Origin of the sequence: Pseudomonas graminis (assembly GCF_001705435.1) — a bacterium.
In the GTDB taxonomy this organism is placed as follows: domain Bacteria; phylum Pseudomonadota; class Gammaproteobacteria; order Pseudomonadales; family Pseudomonadaceae; genus Aquipseudomonas; species Aquipseudomonas graminis_B.
Window position 1 is genome coordinate 69,815 of sequence record NZ_MDEN01000063.1, and the last position, 16,067, is coordinate 85,881.

At 62.0% G+C, this 16,067-nt stretch carries 21 protein-coding genes; 13 read left to right on the forward strand and 8 right to left on the reverse strand.

The features are described from left to right. Nucleotides 1–541 precede the first annotated feature (541 nt). The 13 genes from BBI10_RS13975 (at nt 542) to BBI10_RS14035 (ending at nt 9,993) form a co-directional block, all read left to right on the forward strand. Nucleotides 542–1,483: a sigma 54-interacting transcriptional regulator gene (locus BBI10_RS13975; RefSeq protein ID WP_083233119.1), complete on the forward strand. Its 942-nt coding sequence runs from the start codon at nt 542–544 to the stop codon at nt 1,481–1,483. Nucleotides 1,484–1,695: 212 nt separating this feature from the next. Continuing rightward, on the forward strand, nt 1,696–2,604 hold the full coding sequence (locus BBI10_RS13980; protein ID WP_065989207.1) for a sigma 54-interacting transcriptional regulator: 909 nt from the start codon (nt 1,696–1,698) through the stop codon (nt 2,602–2,604). A gap of 170 nt (nt 2,605–2,774) precedes the next feature. Next, a complete protein-coding gene (locus tag BBI10_RS13985; RefSeq protein ID WP_065989208.1) occupies nt 2,775–3,107 on the forward strand; it encodes a hypothetical protein in 333 nt (110 codons plus the stop codon). 53 nt (nt 3,108–3,160) lie between these two features. Then, nucleotides 3,161–4,207, forward strand: a complete 1,047-nt coding sequence (locus BBI10_RS13990; RefSeq protein ID WP_065989209.1) for a harpin HrpZ family protein — start codon at nt 3,161–3,163, stop codon at nt 4,205–4,207. 41 nt (nt 4,208–4,248) lie between these two features. After that, nucleotides 4,249–4,623: a type III secretion system inner rod subunit SctI gene (gene sctI, locus BBI10_RS13995; protein WP_065989211.1), complete on the forward strand. Its 375-nt coding sequence runs from the start codon at nt 4,249–4,251 to the stop codon at nt 4,621–4,623. A gap of 9 nt (nt 4,624–4,632) precedes the next feature. After that, entirely contained in the window at nt 4,633–5,436 is an 804-nt protein-coding gene (gene sctJ, locus BBI10_RS14000; RefSeq protein WP_065989213.1) for a type III secretion system inner membrane ring lipoprotein SctJ, read from the forward strand. Continuing rightward, nucleotides 5,436–5,978: a type III secretion protein gene (locus BBI10_RS14005; protein ID WP_065989215.1), complete on the forward strand. Its 543-nt coding sequence runs from the start codon at nt 5,436–5,438 to the stop codon at nt 5,976–5,978. Before sctJ ends, BBI10_RS14005 begins: the two co-directional genes overlap by 1 nt. A 37-nt stretch (nt 5,979–6,015) precedes the next feature. Beyond that, nucleotides 6,016–6,597, forward strand: a complete 582-nt coding sequence (gene sctL / locus BBI10_RS14010) for a type III secretion system stator protein SctL (RefSeq protein WP_065989217.1) — start codon at nt 6,016–6,018, stop codon at nt 6,595–6,597. 90 nt (nt 6,598–6,687) lie between these two features. Further along, complete coding sequence (locus BBI10_RS14015; protein WP_065989219.1) at nt 6,688–6,912, forward strand: type III secretion protein; 225 nt, start codon at nt 6,688–6,690, stop codon at nt 6,910–6,912. Beyond that, nucleotides 6,899–7,327, forward strand: a complete 429-nt coding sequence (locus tag BBI10_RS14020) for a type III secretion protein (protein WP_065989222.1) — start codon at nt 6,899–6,901, stop codon at nt 7,325–7,327. Before BBI10_RS14015 ends, BBI10_RS14020 begins: the two co-directional genes overlap by 14 nt. A gap of 1 nt (nt 7,328) precedes the next feature. Continuing rightward, nucleotides 7,329–9,431: a type III secretion system outer membrane ring subunit SctC gene (gene sctC, locus BBI10_RS14025; RefSeq protein ID WP_065989224.1), complete on the forward strand. Its 2,103-nt coding sequence runs from the start codon at nt 7,329–7,331 to the stop codon at nt 9,429–9,431. Next, nucleotides 9,428–9,631, forward strand: a complete 204-nt coding sequence (gene hrpT, locus BBI10_RS14030; RefSeq protein WP_065989225.1) for an HrpT family type III secretion system protein — start codon at nt 9,428–9,430, stop codon at nt 9,629–9,631. The genes sctC and hrpT overlap by 4 nt, the downstream gene beginning before the upstream one ends. 2 nt (nt 9,632–9,633) lie before the next feature. Beyond that, complete coding sequence (locus BBI10_RS14035; protein ID WP_065989226.1) at nt 9,634–9,993, forward strand: type III secretion protein HrpV; 360 nt, start codon at nt 9,634–9,636, stop codon at nt 9,991–9,993. 911 nt (nt 9,994–10,904) lie between these two features. Here BBI10_RS14035 and sctU read toward each other — a convergent pair. Genes sctU through BBI10_RS14075 form a run of 8 tightly spaced genes read right to left on the reverse strand, consistent with a single transcriptional unit; the run spans nt 10,905 to nt 16,065 of the window. Continuing rightward, entirely contained in the window at nt 10,905–11,981 is a 1,077-nt protein-coding gene (gene sctU / locus BBI10_RS14040) for a type III secretion system export apparatus subunit SctU (protein WP_065989228.1), read from the reverse strand. Then, complete coding sequence (gene sctT / locus BBI10_RS14045) at nt 11,978–12,772, reverse strand: type III secretion system export apparatus subunit SctT (protein ID WP_065989230.1); 795 nt, start codon at nt 12,770–12,772, stop codon at nt 11,978–11,980. Before sctT ends, sctU begins: the two co-directional genes overlap by 4 nt. Then, nucleotides 12,773–13,039, reverse strand: coding sequence for a type III secretion system export apparatus subunit SctS (gene sctS, locus BBI10_RS14050; protein WP_065989232.1), 267 nt, complete (start codon nt 13,037–13,039; stop codon nt 12,773–12,775). Nucleotides 13,040–13,046: 7 nt separating this feature from the next. Next, the gene (gene sctR, locus BBI10_RS14055; RefSeq protein WP_065989234.1) at nt 13,047–13,700 is read right to left on the reverse strand and encodes a type III secretion system export apparatus subunit SctR; all 654 of its coding nucleotides are present in this window, start codon (nt 13,698–13,700) and stop codon (nt 13,047–13,049) included. Continuing rightward, the gene (locus tag BBI10_RS14060) at nt 13,697–14,173 is read right to left on the reverse strand and encodes a FliM/FliN family flagellar motor switch protein (RefSeq protein WP_083233120.1); all 477 of its coding nucleotides are present in this window, start codon (nt 14,171–14,173) and stop codon (nt 13,697–13,699) included. Before BBI10_RS14060 ends, sctR begins: the two co-directional genes overlap by 4 nt. Further along, nucleotides 14,163–15,062: a type III secretion system protein gene (locus BBI10_RS14065; protein WP_244160366.1), complete on the reverse strand. Its 900-nt coding sequence runs from the start codon at nt 15,060–15,062 to the stop codon at nt 14,163–14,165. Before BBI10_RS14065 ends, BBI10_RS14060 begins: the two co-directional genes overlap by 11 nt. Beyond that, the gene (locus tag BBI10_RS14070) at nt 15,059–15,613 is read right to left on the reverse strand and encodes a type III secretion system HrpP C-terminal domain-containing protein (protein WP_065989235.1); all 555 of its coding nucleotides are present in this window, start codon (nt 15,611–15,613) and stop codon (nt 15,059–15,061) included. Before BBI10_RS14070 ends, BBI10_RS14065 begins: the two co-directional genes overlap by 4 nt. Then, complete coding sequence (locus BBI10_RS14075) at nt 15,610–16,065, reverse strand: YscO family type III secretion system apparatus protein (protein WP_065989240.1); 456 nt, start codon at nt 16,063–16,065, stop codon at nt 15,610–15,612. The genes BBI10_RS14070 and BBI10_RS14075 overlap by 4 nt, the downstream gene beginning before the upstream one ends. Nucleotides 16,066–16,067 lie beyond the last annotated feature (2 nt).

Sequence of the window (16,067 nt, forward strand, 5' to 3'; positions counted from 1 at the left end):
AATTCAGGTGTCAATGATAGGGTCGCTTTAAATAGGTACGTGACGTTATATAAGTTTTAAAGGGACGGGATATGTAAGTCAGGCGATCAAGTAAGTTCGCATTACTTGTTCGGGACGAGCGAATATTAAATACGCGGTGGTCGAGCGCGCGAGGAATGACAATAAGTTTGAAACGGCATGAGTCAGCGTGCTGGCTTGTCAACCGCTTCGCCGCCGCCGTAGCGATGAGGGGAAGACAGAGGGGACGCACCATGGCAGAGCATAACCTGATGATTGTTAAGCTATTGTGATGCAGGCGCCAGGCCGGCCGGGCCGTTGGACGCCTCCGACGCTTCATCGTCCAGTCGGGGGCAACGGATGATTTTAAATAGTCGTTTGAATGTTTTGCGGATAATTAGTTGTATTCGTCAATAAAGTCAAAGTGCTATCACTGGTCGCGTGTGAAGTAGGTCTCGTGACGTCGGGGAACTAAATTTAATTGTGGCTGCCTTTGTAATGCGTGGTATTAATAAATCGCTTGCTCCCACTACGAGAGGTATCGATGAAAGAAGAAATCGATGTAAGCGACTGTTCCTGTCCGCCAGAAAATGTGGCGCTGGATATCCAGCAGATAGCATTGAATACCGCAAACCTGAGTATGGATTTGCTGCTGTGCGGGGAGACAGGAACAGGCAAAGACACGCTGGCCAAACGTATTCATGACTTGTCCGGTCGGACAGGTTCTTTCATCGGTATGAACTGCGCGGCTATTCCGGAATCCCTCGCGGAAAGTCAGCTGTTCGGGGTCGTGAACGGCGCCTATACCGGTGTCAATCGGTCTCGGGAGGGGTACATCGAAGCGGCCTGCGGCGGCACGCTGTACCTGGACGAGATCGACAGCATGCCGCTGAGCCTGCAGGCCAAGCTGCTGCGGATTCTGGAAACCCGGGGCATCGAGCGCCTGGGGTCGACCGACTTCATTCCGGTGGACCTTCGGGTCATCGCTTCGGCGCAGCGCCCTCTGGATGAACTCGTGGAACAAGGGCTTTTTCGTCGCGACCTGTTTTTCCGGCTCAATGTGCTGACTATTCAAATGCCAGCCTTGCGCAAGCGTCGCGAGCAGATCCTGCCATTGTTCGACCAGTTCACCCAGCAAGTCGCCGCCGATTTTGGCTGCCCGGTTGCCGAGCTGGACAATCGCCTGGTGCAGGTCCTGCTCAGCCATTCATGGCCCGGCAACATTCGCGAGCTGAAGTCGGCCGCCAAGCGGTTTGTGCTGGGGTTCCCGCTGCTGGGCGGCGATGCACCTGCGGACCGTGACCTGGAAACCGGCCTGAAGACCCAACTGCGCGTTATCGAAAGGATGCTCATCGAAGACGCACTCAAGCGTCACAAACACAGCCTGGAAGCGGTGGTGCAGGAGCTCGAAATTCCTCGGCGCACCTTGTACCACCGGATGAAGGAGCTGGGGATGAATGATGCTGAAGAAGCGGTGATTTCGTAGGACCGGCTTCAGGGATGGGGCCGGTGTGAGCGTCACCAGACGTGTGGTGTAACGCCTGACGCCTTCCCGGCTAAAGCCGGTCCTACAAACGCGAGTTCCGACCTGAGCCCCACAAATACCTGCCTCACCAAGCGCGCTGTTTCGCAATGGACGCCTCGCAGCCAATCTCGCGCAGCCAATGTCGCGTAACCCTGAGATACCAGAGGTCGTGGATGAGTGTGTACGAGTTATTCGATGAGCAACTGGAGGACGACCATCAGGTGCCGAACCTGCGGGTGGTGGCCCGCAGTCTCGGCCAGTTGGGGATCGACCTGCTGCTGTCAGGCGAAACCGGGACTGGCAAGGACACCGTCGCCAGCCGGATTCATGCGCTGTCCGGTCGTAAGGGCCGGTTGGTGGCGATGAACTGCGCGGCCATCCCGGAATCCCTGGCCGAGAGCGAACTGTTCGGCGTGGTCAGCGGCGCCTACACCGGTGCCGATCGGGCCCGGGTTGGCTACATCGAAGCGGCCCAGCGCGGCACGTTGTACCTCGACGAGATCGACAGCATGCCCTTGGCCCTGCAAGCCAGACTCCTGCGGGTGCTGGAAACGCGCTCCATCGAACGCCTCGGCTCGACATCACCCATTGCCTTGGACGTGTGCGTCATCGCCTCGGCTCAGCGCTCCCTTGACGAGATGGTCGAACAGGGACGTTTTCGCCGGGACCTGTATTTCCGCCTGAACGTCTTGACCGTGACCCTGGCGCCTTTGCGCGAGCAGAGGGCGCGCATCCTGCCGTTGTTTGCCCGTTTTGCTGAAGCCGCGGCGCAGGAATCGGGTGTTCCGATGCCCGAGACCACTGGCGTGCTGCGCCATGTTCTGCTCAACCACGATTGGCCGGGCAATATCCGCGAACTGAAATCAGCCGCCAAGCGTCACGTCATGGGCTTTCCGCTGCTAGGCGGCGAGGCCAGCGAAGAGGGCGAATCATCGGGCCTGAGATCGCAGTTGCGGGTCATCGAAAAAGCGCTGATTCAAGCCGCGCTCAAGCGCCACAACAACAGCGTCGATGCCGTGAGTCAGGAGCTCGAAATTCCCCGTCGGACGCTCTACCACCGCATGAAAGAGCTCGACGTCTGACCTCCGTTTATCCCGCTTTCTCTGGCGACACACCCTGCGTTCAAACGGCCAGATCCGCAGCGTCCCCGCCTGCTACGAACTTTATTGAGCGACATGGGAACCGATCCTGAGGTCCGGGCCACCCATTGGCACCAAGCACTTTCGCTGGTGATGACTCAGGAGTGTTCGACATGCCAAATCCAATAGCAATGGTCGGTGGCCTCGCCAACAGCTTTATCACTGGCGCTGGGCAGGCGACTCAGCAGGGCGCCAACGCTGTGACCAAAGTCCAGCAGGAAGGCCAGATCACTGATTCCGCTGCCCCTTCCAAGGCCGAAGCGGCACAAAACGCCGCCACCGAAAAGGCCGATGCCAGCCAGGCGCGCCTGATTGCCATGCAGACCGAAGCCGACATCCGCAAGCAGACCAACGATGTCCTCAGCGCCATCCGTTCCGGCAAGGAAGACAGCGCCAACAAGGCGATCAGTGCCGAAGCGCAGAACGCCAAGGGCATCAGCTACTGATCGGTCCGAGCGCCCCCTGAAAAGGGGGGCATCCACCTAAGGATGGAGGTTTCATGCTAAGTCTCAATGCCAATACCAATCCGCTGCAAAACCTGCACATCGGCACCGTGGCTTCCCAGCCGACGTCAGGCGGCGACAAGACCCCGCAGTCGCTGAAGGACGTCATTGATCAGCTGGCTCAGGCGCTGACCAAGGACGGGCACCTGGACAAGGAATCGCCGCTGGGCCAGATGGTCGGCAAGCAGATGGAGAAGAACAATCCGTTGGCGTCCCTGATCGGCGGCAATCCGGACATGATCAAGGCGGCGCTGGGCGACCTGATCAAAGACAAGCTGGGCGACAATTTTGGTGCTGCCGCCGATGCAGGCCAGGCGGGTGCCGGCGCGCCGGACCTGATGTCAAAGACCCTCAACGGTCTGGCCAAGGCCTCACTGGACGACCTCCTGACCAAGACGGACAAAGGCACCACCTTCTCCAAGGGCGACATGCCGCTGCTGGAAAAAATCGCTGAATTCATGGACCAGCGCACGGCCCAGGATCCGGTCAAATTCCCGGCACCGGACTCGGGCTCCTGGAAGAATGAGCTCACGGCTGAGGGCGACAACTTCCTCGACGGCAAGGAGACCGCTGACTTCCGTTCTGCGCTCGACTCTCTGGGCGGTCAACTCGATCAGCAACAGAACGGCCTCAGTGATGCCGGCGGCGGATCGCAGCTGAGCAGCGTTTCTCCCGCCGATCCATCTGGCGGCGCTATGCAAACCCCCGGCAGCGTGAATCAGGACCTCGGCCAACTGCTGGGCGATCTGCTGCAGAAGGGCGTCAATGCCAGCGTCGGCGGCGGCCTCGGTACGCCGATGAACGACGCGTCTCAGTCGGGCGGTGCCACCCAGAGCGTGACCCAGGACCTGGGGCAACTGCTCAGCGGCCTGATCAAGAAAGGCCTTGAAGCTGAACAGAACGGTGCCGGTGTCAACGGCGCAGGCGGGCAAAACCCGTTCGCCCAACAGGATCAGCAAAACACCCTGGCCCAGGCCGCTGCTGCCCTTGTCTCGGCATTGGTGGGCGGTGGCAACAGCAGCAATAGCAACAGCCTGTCCTGAACCGAGCTGCGCCCCTCGACACCGTCTGCCGGAGAACCCCCGTGACCCTTTCCAATGTCAACCAACTCAAATCGCCGTCCACCGATCTTGAGCCACGCCTGGATCAGGGACTGGTCAGCGGGCCTTCGCAGGCGGACGTCGATCTGTTCAACGCCGCCATGCGTCCCGAGCTGTCGATGCAGCAAAGCCATTTGTCCGAACAGATCGCCAGCGCGCTGTCGGAACGCCTTGGCGCCACTGACAAGCTGTCGCAGCAAGCGGCGCGCAAGATGAAACGGGCGTCCACCACTGACGACCCGCTGGAAATTTCCCAGATGAGCCGGTCGCTGTCGCAGTATTCGCTGCAAATGGCGCTGACCACCAAAGTCGTCAGCAAGAGCGCCCAGGCCCTCGATAAACTGACCAACCTGCAGTAGAGGCATGCCGTGAAATACCTGACTGCGGGACTGATCTGCCTGATGCTGCTGCTCAGCGGGTGCAGCGATGACACGGACCTGTTCACCGGGATGTCCGAGCAGGATTCCAACGACGTGATCGCCAGCCTCGCCGACCAGCACATCGACGCGCGCAAGCGCAGCGAGAAGACCGGTGTGGTCATCAGCGTGCCGACCGCCGAGATCAACCGTGCCGTGCGGATCCTCGATGCGGCCGGCCTGCCGCGTCGTTCGCGCACCAGTCTGGGTGAAATCTTCAAGAAAGAAGGGGTGATTTCTACGCCGCTGGAAGAGCGCGCACGGTACATCTATGCCTTGTCCCAGGAGCTGGAAGCGACGCTGTCGCAGATCGACGGCGTGATCGTCGCCCGCGTGCATGTGGTACTGCCTGAACGCATCGCGCCGGGCGAGCCGGTGCAGCCGGCTTCAGCGGCGGTGTTCATCAAACACACCTCGGCCCTCGACCCCGACAGCGTGCGCGGGCGTATTCAGCAGATGGTCGCCAGCAGCATTCCCGGCATGTCCGGCGAGCCCCTGGATTCGAAGAAATTCGCCATCGTGTTCGTGCCGGCGGCGGAGTTTCAGGACACCGAACGGCTGGTGAGTTTCGGGCCGTTTCTGGTCGACAGCGCCAACCTCGATTTCTGGAACCGCATGCTGTGGCTCGCGCCGTTTGCCGCGCTGCTGCTGATTGCCCTGATCGTGTTGGCCCTGCGCGGTGACTGGCGCGATGCGCTGTTGCAACGCATCGGCCTGCGCCGCAGTGCCCGGACGAGCATGCCGGTGAGTGCGTAATGCTCAGCGCCGAGGAGCACTGGATTCGCTGGTGGTGTGCGCCATGGGAATGGGCCCATGCCGACTGGATCGACGTGTTCGCGGACCACTGTGGCGTGACGCGCGAGGAGGGCACCGAGTTGCTCGGCACGCGGCACGACGTCTTTCTGCACAGCGTCGGCGTGGTCCCGAGCCAGCCGCCGCCGCCCGTTGACTCGATGATGCAATGGCTGCAACTGGGTGACGCGCAACAGCAGCAGGCGCTGTCGTTGGCCGGCCGCATCTGTTTCGGCCAGGGCGGGCAGGCGAGCGCTGATCACGCCGGGCACGTGCATGAGCCCTGGTGCCGCGCCGTGGCCAAGGCGTTGCGGCCCGGTTTATGGCTGGACGCCTCGGTGAGCGATGCGCGCGTATTGCTGGCGGCGTGGGCGGGCGAGCCTTGCTGGTCACGGCTGCGCCTGTCGTGGGCGCCGGATGTGTTGCCGACGGCGTGCGCCGAGCTGCCCGAGAACAAGCTGCAAACCCTCTGGCACTCGGTGTTGTGGCGAGTGACGACGCCTTGATGATTGCCGTTACCTCATTGTATTTCAGGAGCTGAACATGCTCGCCAAGCGTCGTCTCGTGTTGTCTTCCTCCACCGTGCTGGTCACCGACATCCTGCGTCGCGAAGACCTGGCCAGTACCGTGCTCGCCGCTGAGGTGCTGGACAATGCCCGGGCAGAAGCCGAGCAGATTCTGGCCGCCGCCCACGCCCAGGCGCAGCACGAAAAGGATCAGGCGCTGGCGCAATTCTGGGACAGCGCCAACGGTTTTCTGCAGCACCTTGAGCAGCAGCGACTGGCCTTGGCCGAGGCGTCGATGGAGGCCGTGGAATCCCTGCTCAATGAGGCCCTTGCCGAGTTGCTCGACCAGACCACACTCGCTGAACGCAGCCGCGCCCTGATGCGCAATCTGGCTGCCGGACAGTCCGTTGAAACCACCGCCGTGCTCAGCGCCCATCCCGACATGCTCGACAGCCTCGGCGAGTGGCTGTCGGCCAGTCGATTCGCCGGTCACTGGCAGCTCAAGCGCGACCCGGCCCTGACGCCGCAGACCCTGCGCCTGAGCGACGCCAATGGCGCGTTCGACATCGACTGGGACAGCCTGCGCCGCGGGCTGGTGGGGTCTTCGGCGCCTTCATGAGATTTTCTTGACCCGGTTGTGACGGTTCATGGAACCGGAGCGGCCGCAGGTTCCACTCAGGGGTTGAATCCCTCAGTTGGAGCCACCGGCATGATCAGTTTCAAATCCCTGCAAAACCACCTCGATCACTCCTATTCCCGCGCCCAGGACGACATGCAGGACGCCGCCGAAACCGCCTCGGAAAGCGGCACCATGGAAGACTTCCAGGCGTTCAGCGATGCCTCGCAGCAGACCAACGTCGCCAACATGATCCTCAACGAAGGGCTGCGCGCCAAACACGGCATCACCAAAGCGATCATCGATGGAATTCAGTGAATTCAGCGCGATCCTCGCTCAGTGGTGCGAGCGACGTCCGCTCGCACCACTGGACTGCTGGATCGACGACGCCAACGCGCGACTGGCGGTGTCGGGCAACGGCATTCGCCTGAGCCTGGATGTGCTCGATCCCTACGACGGCAGCGACCCGCAACGCCTCGACGCGGTACTCGCCCAGGGCGGTGCCGGTGTGGCCTGTGCCTGTGAGGGCGGACTGGCGGTCGACCCCGACACCCGCTGCGTGGTGTTGGTCAGCTGGATTCCCGACCCCTGCAATCCCACGCAACTGCTCGAACGTCTGGAGCGCCTGGCCAATCAGCGCGCCGCGATGCTCAGCCTCATGCAAACCTCGATTCGCAGCGCGACCGCCTCGTCGTCCCGCTCGACCCTCAAAACCTGGCAACCGGGAGTGTGAAATGCGCAAGGCCTTAATGTGGTTGCCTTTGCTGATGATCGGCATCGGCGCGCCGGCGCTGGCAGCGGTGCCTGACGCCTGGAAACACACCGCCTACGCCTACGATGCGCGGCAGACCGAGCTGGCCACTGCGCTGGCAGACTTCGCCAAGGAGTTCGGCATCGGTCTGGACATGCCGGCGATGCCGGGCACGCTGGACGGGCGCATTCGTGCGCAGAACCCGCAGGAATTCCTCGACCGGCTGGGTCAGGAGCATCACTTTCAGTGGTTCGTCTACAACGAAACCCTGTACATCAGCCCGACCAGCGAGCAGACCTCGGCGCGGATCGAAGTGTCGCCGGAAGCGGTCGATGACCTGCAGCAGGCGCTGTCCGATGTGGGCCTGCTGGACAAGCGTTTCGGCTGGGGCGCCTTGCCCGACGAAGGGGTGGTGCTGGTGCGCGGTCCGGCCAAGTACGTCGACTTCGTGCGCAGTTACAGCAAGAAGGTCGAGGCACCGGAAAAAGCCGAGAAGCAGGACGTCGTGGTCCTGCCGCTGAAGTACGCCAACGCCGCCGACCGCACCATTCGTTATCGCGATCAACAGCTCACCGTCGCCGGCGTCGCGAGCATTCTTCAGGAGCTGCTGGAAAGCCGCTCCCGTGGCGAATCCATCAACGGTGTCAATCTGCTGCAAGGGCAGGGTGGTACAGCCGGATCCGGAGGCGGCACCACGTCGTCGGGCCTGAATTACGGCGGCATGGAAGGCCAGGGTTTCGACACCGGCGCCATCGAACAGGGGCTGGACCGCGTGCTGGGATCCCGTGGCAAGCGCGGCGGGTCCTCCAGTGAAGAGAAGGGCCGTTCGAAGATCCGCGTCAGCGCCGACGTGCGCAACAACTCGGTGCTGATCTATGACCTGCCCAAACGCCGGGCGATGTACGAGAAGCTGGTCAAGCAACTGGACACGCCGCGTAACCTGATCGAGATCGACGCGGTGATTCTCGACATCGACCGCAACGAACTGGCGCAGCTGTCCAGCCGCTGGAATTTCAAGGGCGGCAGCGTGAGCGGCGGCGCCAACCTGTTCGAGCAGGGCACCAGCACCACGCTGTTTATCCAGGATGCCGGTAAATTTTCGGCCGACCTGCATGCCCTCGAAGGCAACGGCGCGGCGTCGGTGATCGGCAATCCGTCGATTCTGACCCTGGAAAACCAGCCGGCGGTGATCGACTTCAGCCGTACCGAATACCTCACTGCCACTTCCGAACGCGTCGCCGACATTCAGGCCATCACGGCGGGCACCAGCTTGCAGGTGATTCCGCGCTCCCTGGACCAGAACGGCAAATCCCAGGTGCAACTGATCGTCGACATCGAAGACGGCCAGATCGACACCTCGCAAATCAACGAAGATCAGCCGGCGGTGCGCAAGGGCAACGTCAGCACCCAGGCGGTGATCGCGGAGCATGGCTCCCTGGTGATCGGCGGATTCCACGGGCTGGAAACCACCGACAAGGTCAACAAGATCCCGCTGCTGGGCGACATTCCGGTGATCGGCAAGCTGCTGTTCCAGTCCCGCAGTCGCGAGCTGAACCAGCGTGAGCGCCTGTTCATCCTGACGCCTCGGCTGATCGGCGATCAGATCAATCCGGCGCGCTACGTGCAGAACGGCAACCCCCACGATGTCGATGACCAGATGAAGCGCATCAAGGAACGTCGCGACGGTGGTGAACAACCGACCCGCAGCGATGTGCAGAACGCCTTCACCCAGTTGCTCGACGGCGTGACCCCGGTGGGCTTCAACAGCGGCGAGACCCTGCCGTTCGAAGCCGACAGCCTGTGTGATCCGGGCGTCGGCCTGAGCATGGATCGCCAGCGTTCCCAGTGGTTTACCCGCAAGGACTGGGGCATCGCGGTGGTCGTGGCGCGCAACACCACCAGCAAGCCGGTGCGCATCGACGAAAGCCGCTGTGGCGGTCGCTGGGTGATGGGTGTCAGCGCCTGGCCCCATGCGTGGCTGCAGCCGGGGGCGGAGAGTGAAATTTACATCGCCCTGCGTCAGCCGCAGGTGTCGAGCAAGGCCAAACAGAACCGACCTTCGCTGCTCAAGGGGGCTACACGATGAACCTGCGCGGTTTGCTTTTGCTGTTTCTGGTCACTGTCACGTTGGCGGGGTGTGCCACCCATGGGTGCTCGGGTTATTCGTGCAAGCGGCCAGATTCCAATGACCGGGAGTTGGTGATCTGGTGGCCGCCGGACATGCGTCAGGGGATTGATGAGCGTGACCATGAGCAGGATTTTACTGTGGTGCCATTAAAGGACTGAGCATGATTCGGGTATCGGAAAAAGCAGCGTTTTATGCCCACGTCGCCGCTGAGCGTGCGGCGATCTGGCCGGTGGCGACGGGCGTGGCGTTTGTCAGTCGACGTGAGCATCGGGACTGGGGCATTGCGTTGCATATCGAGGGCCGGGCCTTGCGTCCGGAGCAGTTGCGGGATGCTTTGGAGCGGCGGTTTTCGCAGGCGGAGTTGTTTAACGATTTCTTTTTGTTTTTGGATGTTCAGCGGGATTTTGTGGTGTGGCATGCGGTGCCCGATGCGCAGGGGGCGGCGGTGAGTCTGGACAGTATTCGCCGGCAGGAGCTGGAGCTGGCGGGGTTGGGGCATCTGAGTGATGCTTTGCAGTAATTCAAGATCAAGATCAAGGGCGTCTGCCTGGGGGCAGACGTTTCGCCTTCGGCGAGTTACTTGGAAAAGCACCCCAAGTAACCAAGGGTGCTTGCTCCTGGTTAGGTTCCTCCTTCGTCGGAATACCCTCACTTCGACGACGCTCCGTGGGCCCGCGCCGAACGGACATCCATGTCCTGACGGCGCTCTCGCCGCATCCATGCGGCTCGGCCCACTGCGCGTCGTCTGCGTTCAGCCTGCACCCAAGTCGCGATTGGCGGTGACTGAGCCTTTTGCGTAGGAAGATCAAAAGCGCGCTTACGCTTAGTAGGACCGGCTTTAGCCGGGAAGCTGTTGATCTGCTTTTGGTCTTGATCTTCAAACACATAACTCCCAGACGACACCCATCGCGACTTGGGTGAAGGTACTCCGACGAAGGAGAAGCCCAACCAGGAGCACAAGCCCTGGGTGTGGTCTGGGCTTTTTGCGTAGGAAGATCAAAAGCAGAGCAACAGCAGATCATAAGCAGATCAAAGGCTTCCCGGCTGAAGCCGGTCCTACGGGGCGGCGCCGGTCTCGCTGACTGTACGCGCTGCTTTTAGTGGGACCGGCTTTAGCCGGGAAGCCTTTGCTTTTGCTTTTGCTTTTGATCTTCTACGCAAGAAGTCCAAACGACACAAAACGCGACTTGGGTGCAGGCTGAACGCAGGTCTCGCGCAGTGGGTCGAGCCGCATGGATGCGGCGAGAGCGCCGTCAGGGCATGGATGCCCGTTCGGCGCGGGCCCACGGAGCGAGACCGGAGTGAAGGAACCCTGACGAAGGAAGGGCCCAACCAGGAGCACAAGCCCTTGGTTACTTGGGGCTTTATCAAGTAACTCGCCGAAGGCGAAACAGTCTGCCCCCAGGCAGACGCTGTTGATCTTGATCCTGATCAAACATCGTCAATTCGAATGACCTCGTCCGGAACGTCCTCAAGCTGCCGCACGATCTGATAAATATTCGCCACCGCCAACAGCGTCGTCCGCGGGATGTACTTGCCGGCCTTGACCTTATAAAGCGTCCGCGCCAGCCAGATACTCTGCACCACCGGAATACCCGCCTTCTTCGCCCGCGCAATCAACGCCAGCGCCTCATCATCCTCACCCTTGCAGTGAATCTGCGGCAGCGGCGTCGTGCCCGGCCGGTAATACAACGCCACCGCATAATGCGTCGGATTCACCACCACCATGTCCGCATCCTCCACCGGCTTGGCCGGCGCAGTCGGTGCCTGGTTTAACAACTCATGGGCCAGCTGCCGACGATGCCCCTTCACGTGTGGGTCACCCTCGGCCTGCTTGTACTCCTTCTTGATGTCCTCGTGGCTCATCCGCAGCTTCTTCGCGTGGAAGTACTTCTGCAGCGCAAAATCCACCGCGCCGATCACCAGCAGTAACCCCAGCGTGGCCCGCAAAATGTGCCGGAACACCTCCAACAGCGCATGCCAATACGTTGTCAGGTCCGTGCTCGACAGCAAAATCAGCGTGCCCAGCGACGGCTTCACCACCACGTACAGCGTCACGGCGATGGCCGTGGCTTTCAAAATGCTGAGCAGCAAGGTCGTCAGGCTCTGCGCCGAGAACATCTGCTTGGCGTGGGCGAAGGGGTTGAGCTTGTTGAAGTCCAGCTTCAATGCCTTGGGCGCAAACAGGAACCCGATCTGTATCCAGCTGCCCACCAGCCGCATCAGCATCGCGATGCCGACACTGCTCAGGATGAAGCCGATCAACACGCTCGCGCCTTCGCTGGCGACCTGCTCGACGGTGTGCATGAAGGGCTGGCCAACCCCTTTGAACGACAGGTTCAGCAAGTTCAGCAAGCGCGCGACGCTTTCATCCGCCAGGCCCAGGGTCACTTCGCTGACGACCAGCAGCACCAGCAGCTTGCTCAGGTCCTGGCTTTGCCCGACCTGACCCTTTTCGCGGGCGTCGCGCACCTGTTTGGGCGTGGCTTTTTCGGTTTTTTCGCTCACGGCATATGCACCAGTTGACCGAGCAAATGCTTCAGGTCGGCGAGTTGCATGATCTGGCCGTTGCCCAGTTCCAGCAGCGTCGGCAGGTAGATGAGCAGGAACGCGATGCCCGCCATGCTCTTGGCCGGCATGGCCAGGATCGACACGTTCAGTTGCTGCGCGTACAGGCCGATGATCGCCAGCGCGGCCTCGATCAACAGCAGCAAACCAATGAACGGCGCGGCGTAGAGCATCATGTGCTGGAGGGTCTGGTTGAGCTGTTCGAGAAACAGGTCCAGGCCGTCGACAGTCATGCCGGGCAGCCAGGCGGTGGGCGGCCAGACCTGATAGCTGTCCCAGATCACCTGCGTGATCAGCGACAACCCGCCGGACAGGATCACCAGCATGATCAACGTTTCCTGAAACAGCTCGCCCAGCGGCGTCGCGTCAGGCCCCAGCGCCGGGTTCAGCTGACCGCCGCTCAAGGCGCCGCGCTGGCTGTCGAGCAGCGCGCCCACCGAGGCGAACATCCAGAACGGCGCGTACAGCAACAGGCCGAGGAGGGTGCCGAGTACGGCCTCTTTGAGCAGCAGCGCGCCGATGGAAAACCAGTCGTCATTCATCCCCGACAGCGCGCGGCTGATGCTCGGCGCCGGCACCATCGACACCACCAGCACCACCGCGTAACGCAGCGGGCCCTTGAGGTATTTGAAGCAGAATGCCGGCACCAGAATCATGCACGGCAGGATGCGCGCCGCCGCCAGGCCCATGCCCAGCATCAGTTCGAACAGGCCCTGGGCGTCGAAGGGCATCTAGTGCGCGCCGCCGGACCGGGCGATCAGGTCGAAGGCCAGGTTGATGAACTGGATCAACTCGACACCGATCCAGCGCCCGGTCATGGCCAGGGTCAGCCCGACGGCGGCGAGCTTGATGCCGAAGGGCAGGGTCTGGTCCTGGATCTGCATCAAGGCCTGCAGCAGCGAAGTGATGACACCGACCAGCACGGCGACCCCCAACGGCGGCGCCGTGAGAATCACCACCAGAAACATGCCCTGCTTGAACAACGCCAGCGCTTCCATCACCGCCTCACATGTACGAGTAGAAAAGGCTGTCGAGCAGGCGCGTCCAGCCTTGCACCAGCACGAACAGCAGCAGTTTGAGGGGCAGCGAAATGGTCATCGGCGAGACCATCTGCATGCCCAGCGCCAGCAGCAGGTTGGAGACGATCAGGTCGATGACGATGAACGGGATGTAGATCAGAAAGCCGATCTGAAAACCGGCCTGCAACTCGGACAGGACGAAGGCGGGGACGGCCAGCAGCAGGTCGCTTTTGCTGGCCTGATCGGCCATGTCCTTGGGCCACATGCGCTGGGTGTTGTCGAGCAGGTGGGCAACGACTTCCGGGTCGGTGTTACGGCTCATGAACCGTTGCAACGGCTCGATGACGGTGTTGGCGCTGGCCTGCAATTTCTCGGTGCTGCCCATCTCCAGCGGGCGGTCGTGAACCCGCTGCTGGATTTCGTGGGCGACGGGGGCCATGACGAACATGGTCGCGGCCAGGGCGATGCCGTAGAGCGCCATGTTCGGCGGCACTTGCTGCACGCCGATGGCGTTGCGGGTAATCAGCAGGGTCATGGAGATTTTGAGAAAGGCCGTGCAGACGATCAACAGAAACGGAATCAACGACAGGGCGCCGAGGAACAGCGCCAGCATCACCGGGTTCATCCCGTCCATGATCATGGGCGGGACGCCATGCGGGTGATCTGCAGACCGAGCCGGCCCTCGACGCTGACCAGCTCGCCCTCCGCGACGACCCGTTCACCGTGGCACAAGGTGGCGAAGCCCGGCGTGACGCCGTTGACCGGTAATACGGTGCCGGCAGCGACGCGGCGCAGGTCGCCGAGGGTCAGTTCGAGGCTGCCGCAGCGCAGGGTCAGGGCCAGCGGCATTTGATCGAGGGAATCGAGGGAGAGGTGGGTTTCTGTTGATTGAGGCTCGTAAGAATCGTCCGCGTAGCCACCGGCGGCGGTTTCATCCTGCCACTCGTTTTCAGTGGATTGATGTTCGGGGACGCCATGATGTCCAGGGTCCTCAAAAGCTTCCCGGCTGAAGCCGGTCCTACTCTGATCCGGCGCCTGATTCAGCCGTGGCTCAATTGACTCATCGTCGGCAAGATCCTCGATCTCGTCTTCGTACAATTCTTCATTGACCATGTCCCAAGTCTTCCTCGTGGCTGAACCGTACATACAGCTGCTCTGCGCGGCTGTCCGTCTGCACTGCCCATTGCCGACCCCCCAGTTGCAGGCGCCCGCCGCCTTCCTCGTCGAAATGACACAACGACGGCAGCAGCACGTCCCCCGGTTGCAACGACGCCAACTGGTCGAGGCTCAACGACAGCTCGCCCAGCACCAGCGGCTGGCGGATGGGCCAGTCCTGCGCGACGTTCTGCCGGTGTGGCTGCCAGTGGTGGCCGCCGAGCAGTTGCAGCATGACCCGCGCGTCGGCGCAGAGCTGTGCGTGCAACACCTGCGAACCCAGCCGCAGGTGCAATCGGCAGGTCATCGGCGCGGTAGCCGGGCGTTGGCCATCAACGGACAGCGCAGTGATATCGCTGAGTGGCCGCAAGGGGCAAAGCAGTTCCGCCAGTTCGGTATTCAGGCGTTGATTCACCAATTGCCAGTACCACGGCTGGTGCTCGCCGCCGAGGGTAACCGGCAGTTCGCCCAGCAAACTGAGCACTGCTTCGGCGTCGCTCAGGGCGAAGGGGCCGATGGCGCTGTCGAACCAGGTCAGCGACGACCTGTTCCCGGCTGAAGCCGGTCCTACGAAGGGCGAGCCATCCCGGTTTGTATCGTGGGGTATCAATCGCAGGGTCAGTTCGCCGCGCTGGCCCTGGGCGGTGTAGCTGCAGCTCACCCCGGCGCCCAGCAAACGCGAGGCCTCGGCGACGTCGGCGCTGACTTCCCGCAGTGTCAGCGGACTGAACGACGGGTTCCCGGCTAAAGCCAGTCCTACAGGGTTCGGGCGGCTGATGTTCAGGGGGTTTACGTCCAATCCAGCCATGTCCACGTTGCTCACGTCCGAATTTATATCCGGGTTCATGTTGCCGCCTCCTCATGCAAAGACAAGTCAACGTCACAGCCCAGCGCCTGTTCCAGCGCGCTTTCACAGTTGCGTTGATGGGGCTGCAAGCGTTTCAGCACGCCCCGTCGGGCAAAGCCCAGTTCGATGCTCCACTGGTTGTCGCGCTTGTTGGCGTTGACCTGCACCTTGCCCAGATTGGGCATCAGCAAGGTCAGGCTCAACGGGCCGTCCGGCTGTTGGGGCAGGCGTTGGGCGAGCTCGTCGATGAGCTGCGTCGGCACGCCTTCAGCGGGGAACAACGTGCTGAAACTGCTGCCGGCGAAACCCGATTCGCTTTGATCTTCCGTCACCGGCGGCACCAGCAGTTGGGAGAAAAACATCCCGTCTGCACTCAACGACGCAGGCGAAGCGGATTCATCGCACAGCCGGCGCAGGCGTTCGGCATCGGCGCGACGCACGTTGGGCTGCGGCTGGCGCGTTTCACTTGGGGAAGCCGGAGAGGGCGTACGGGGCGGTTCAGCGCGGGGCTGCGGTTGCGGGCGAGGCGGGTGTTGCACCGGGCTGTTCATGACGATTCACCTTGTTCGTTGAGGGCCTCGGCCAGGCAGGCAAGTTTTTCCACGGCGCGTTGGGACGCTTTCGCCGCGTCTTTTGCCTGGGCGAGGCGCTGCTGCTGTTCCTCGATGCTCAACGCTTGGCGGGCCATGTCCTGGCGGATATAGGCGAGCCGGTCGAGCATGCGGTTTTCCTTCTCGTGCCAGCGTTCGAGGTCGTCCAGCGACATTGCTTTGTTGACGTGGGCGCTGCTCAACACCTGCCGGCGTTCACGCTGGTTATGCCGTTCCTGCGCGTAGGAATCGCGAGTCTGTTGCAGGTGTTCGTGCATCTGCTCCAGGGTTTTCTGCGCCTGCCGCTGCGCCCGTTCGGCGCTGGCCTGGCGATGCTGACGCAAAGGCGTGAGCACGCTGATGACCTGCTCCATGGCGAGGGTTTGCGGATCGACTTCGAGCGATTCCTCCACGC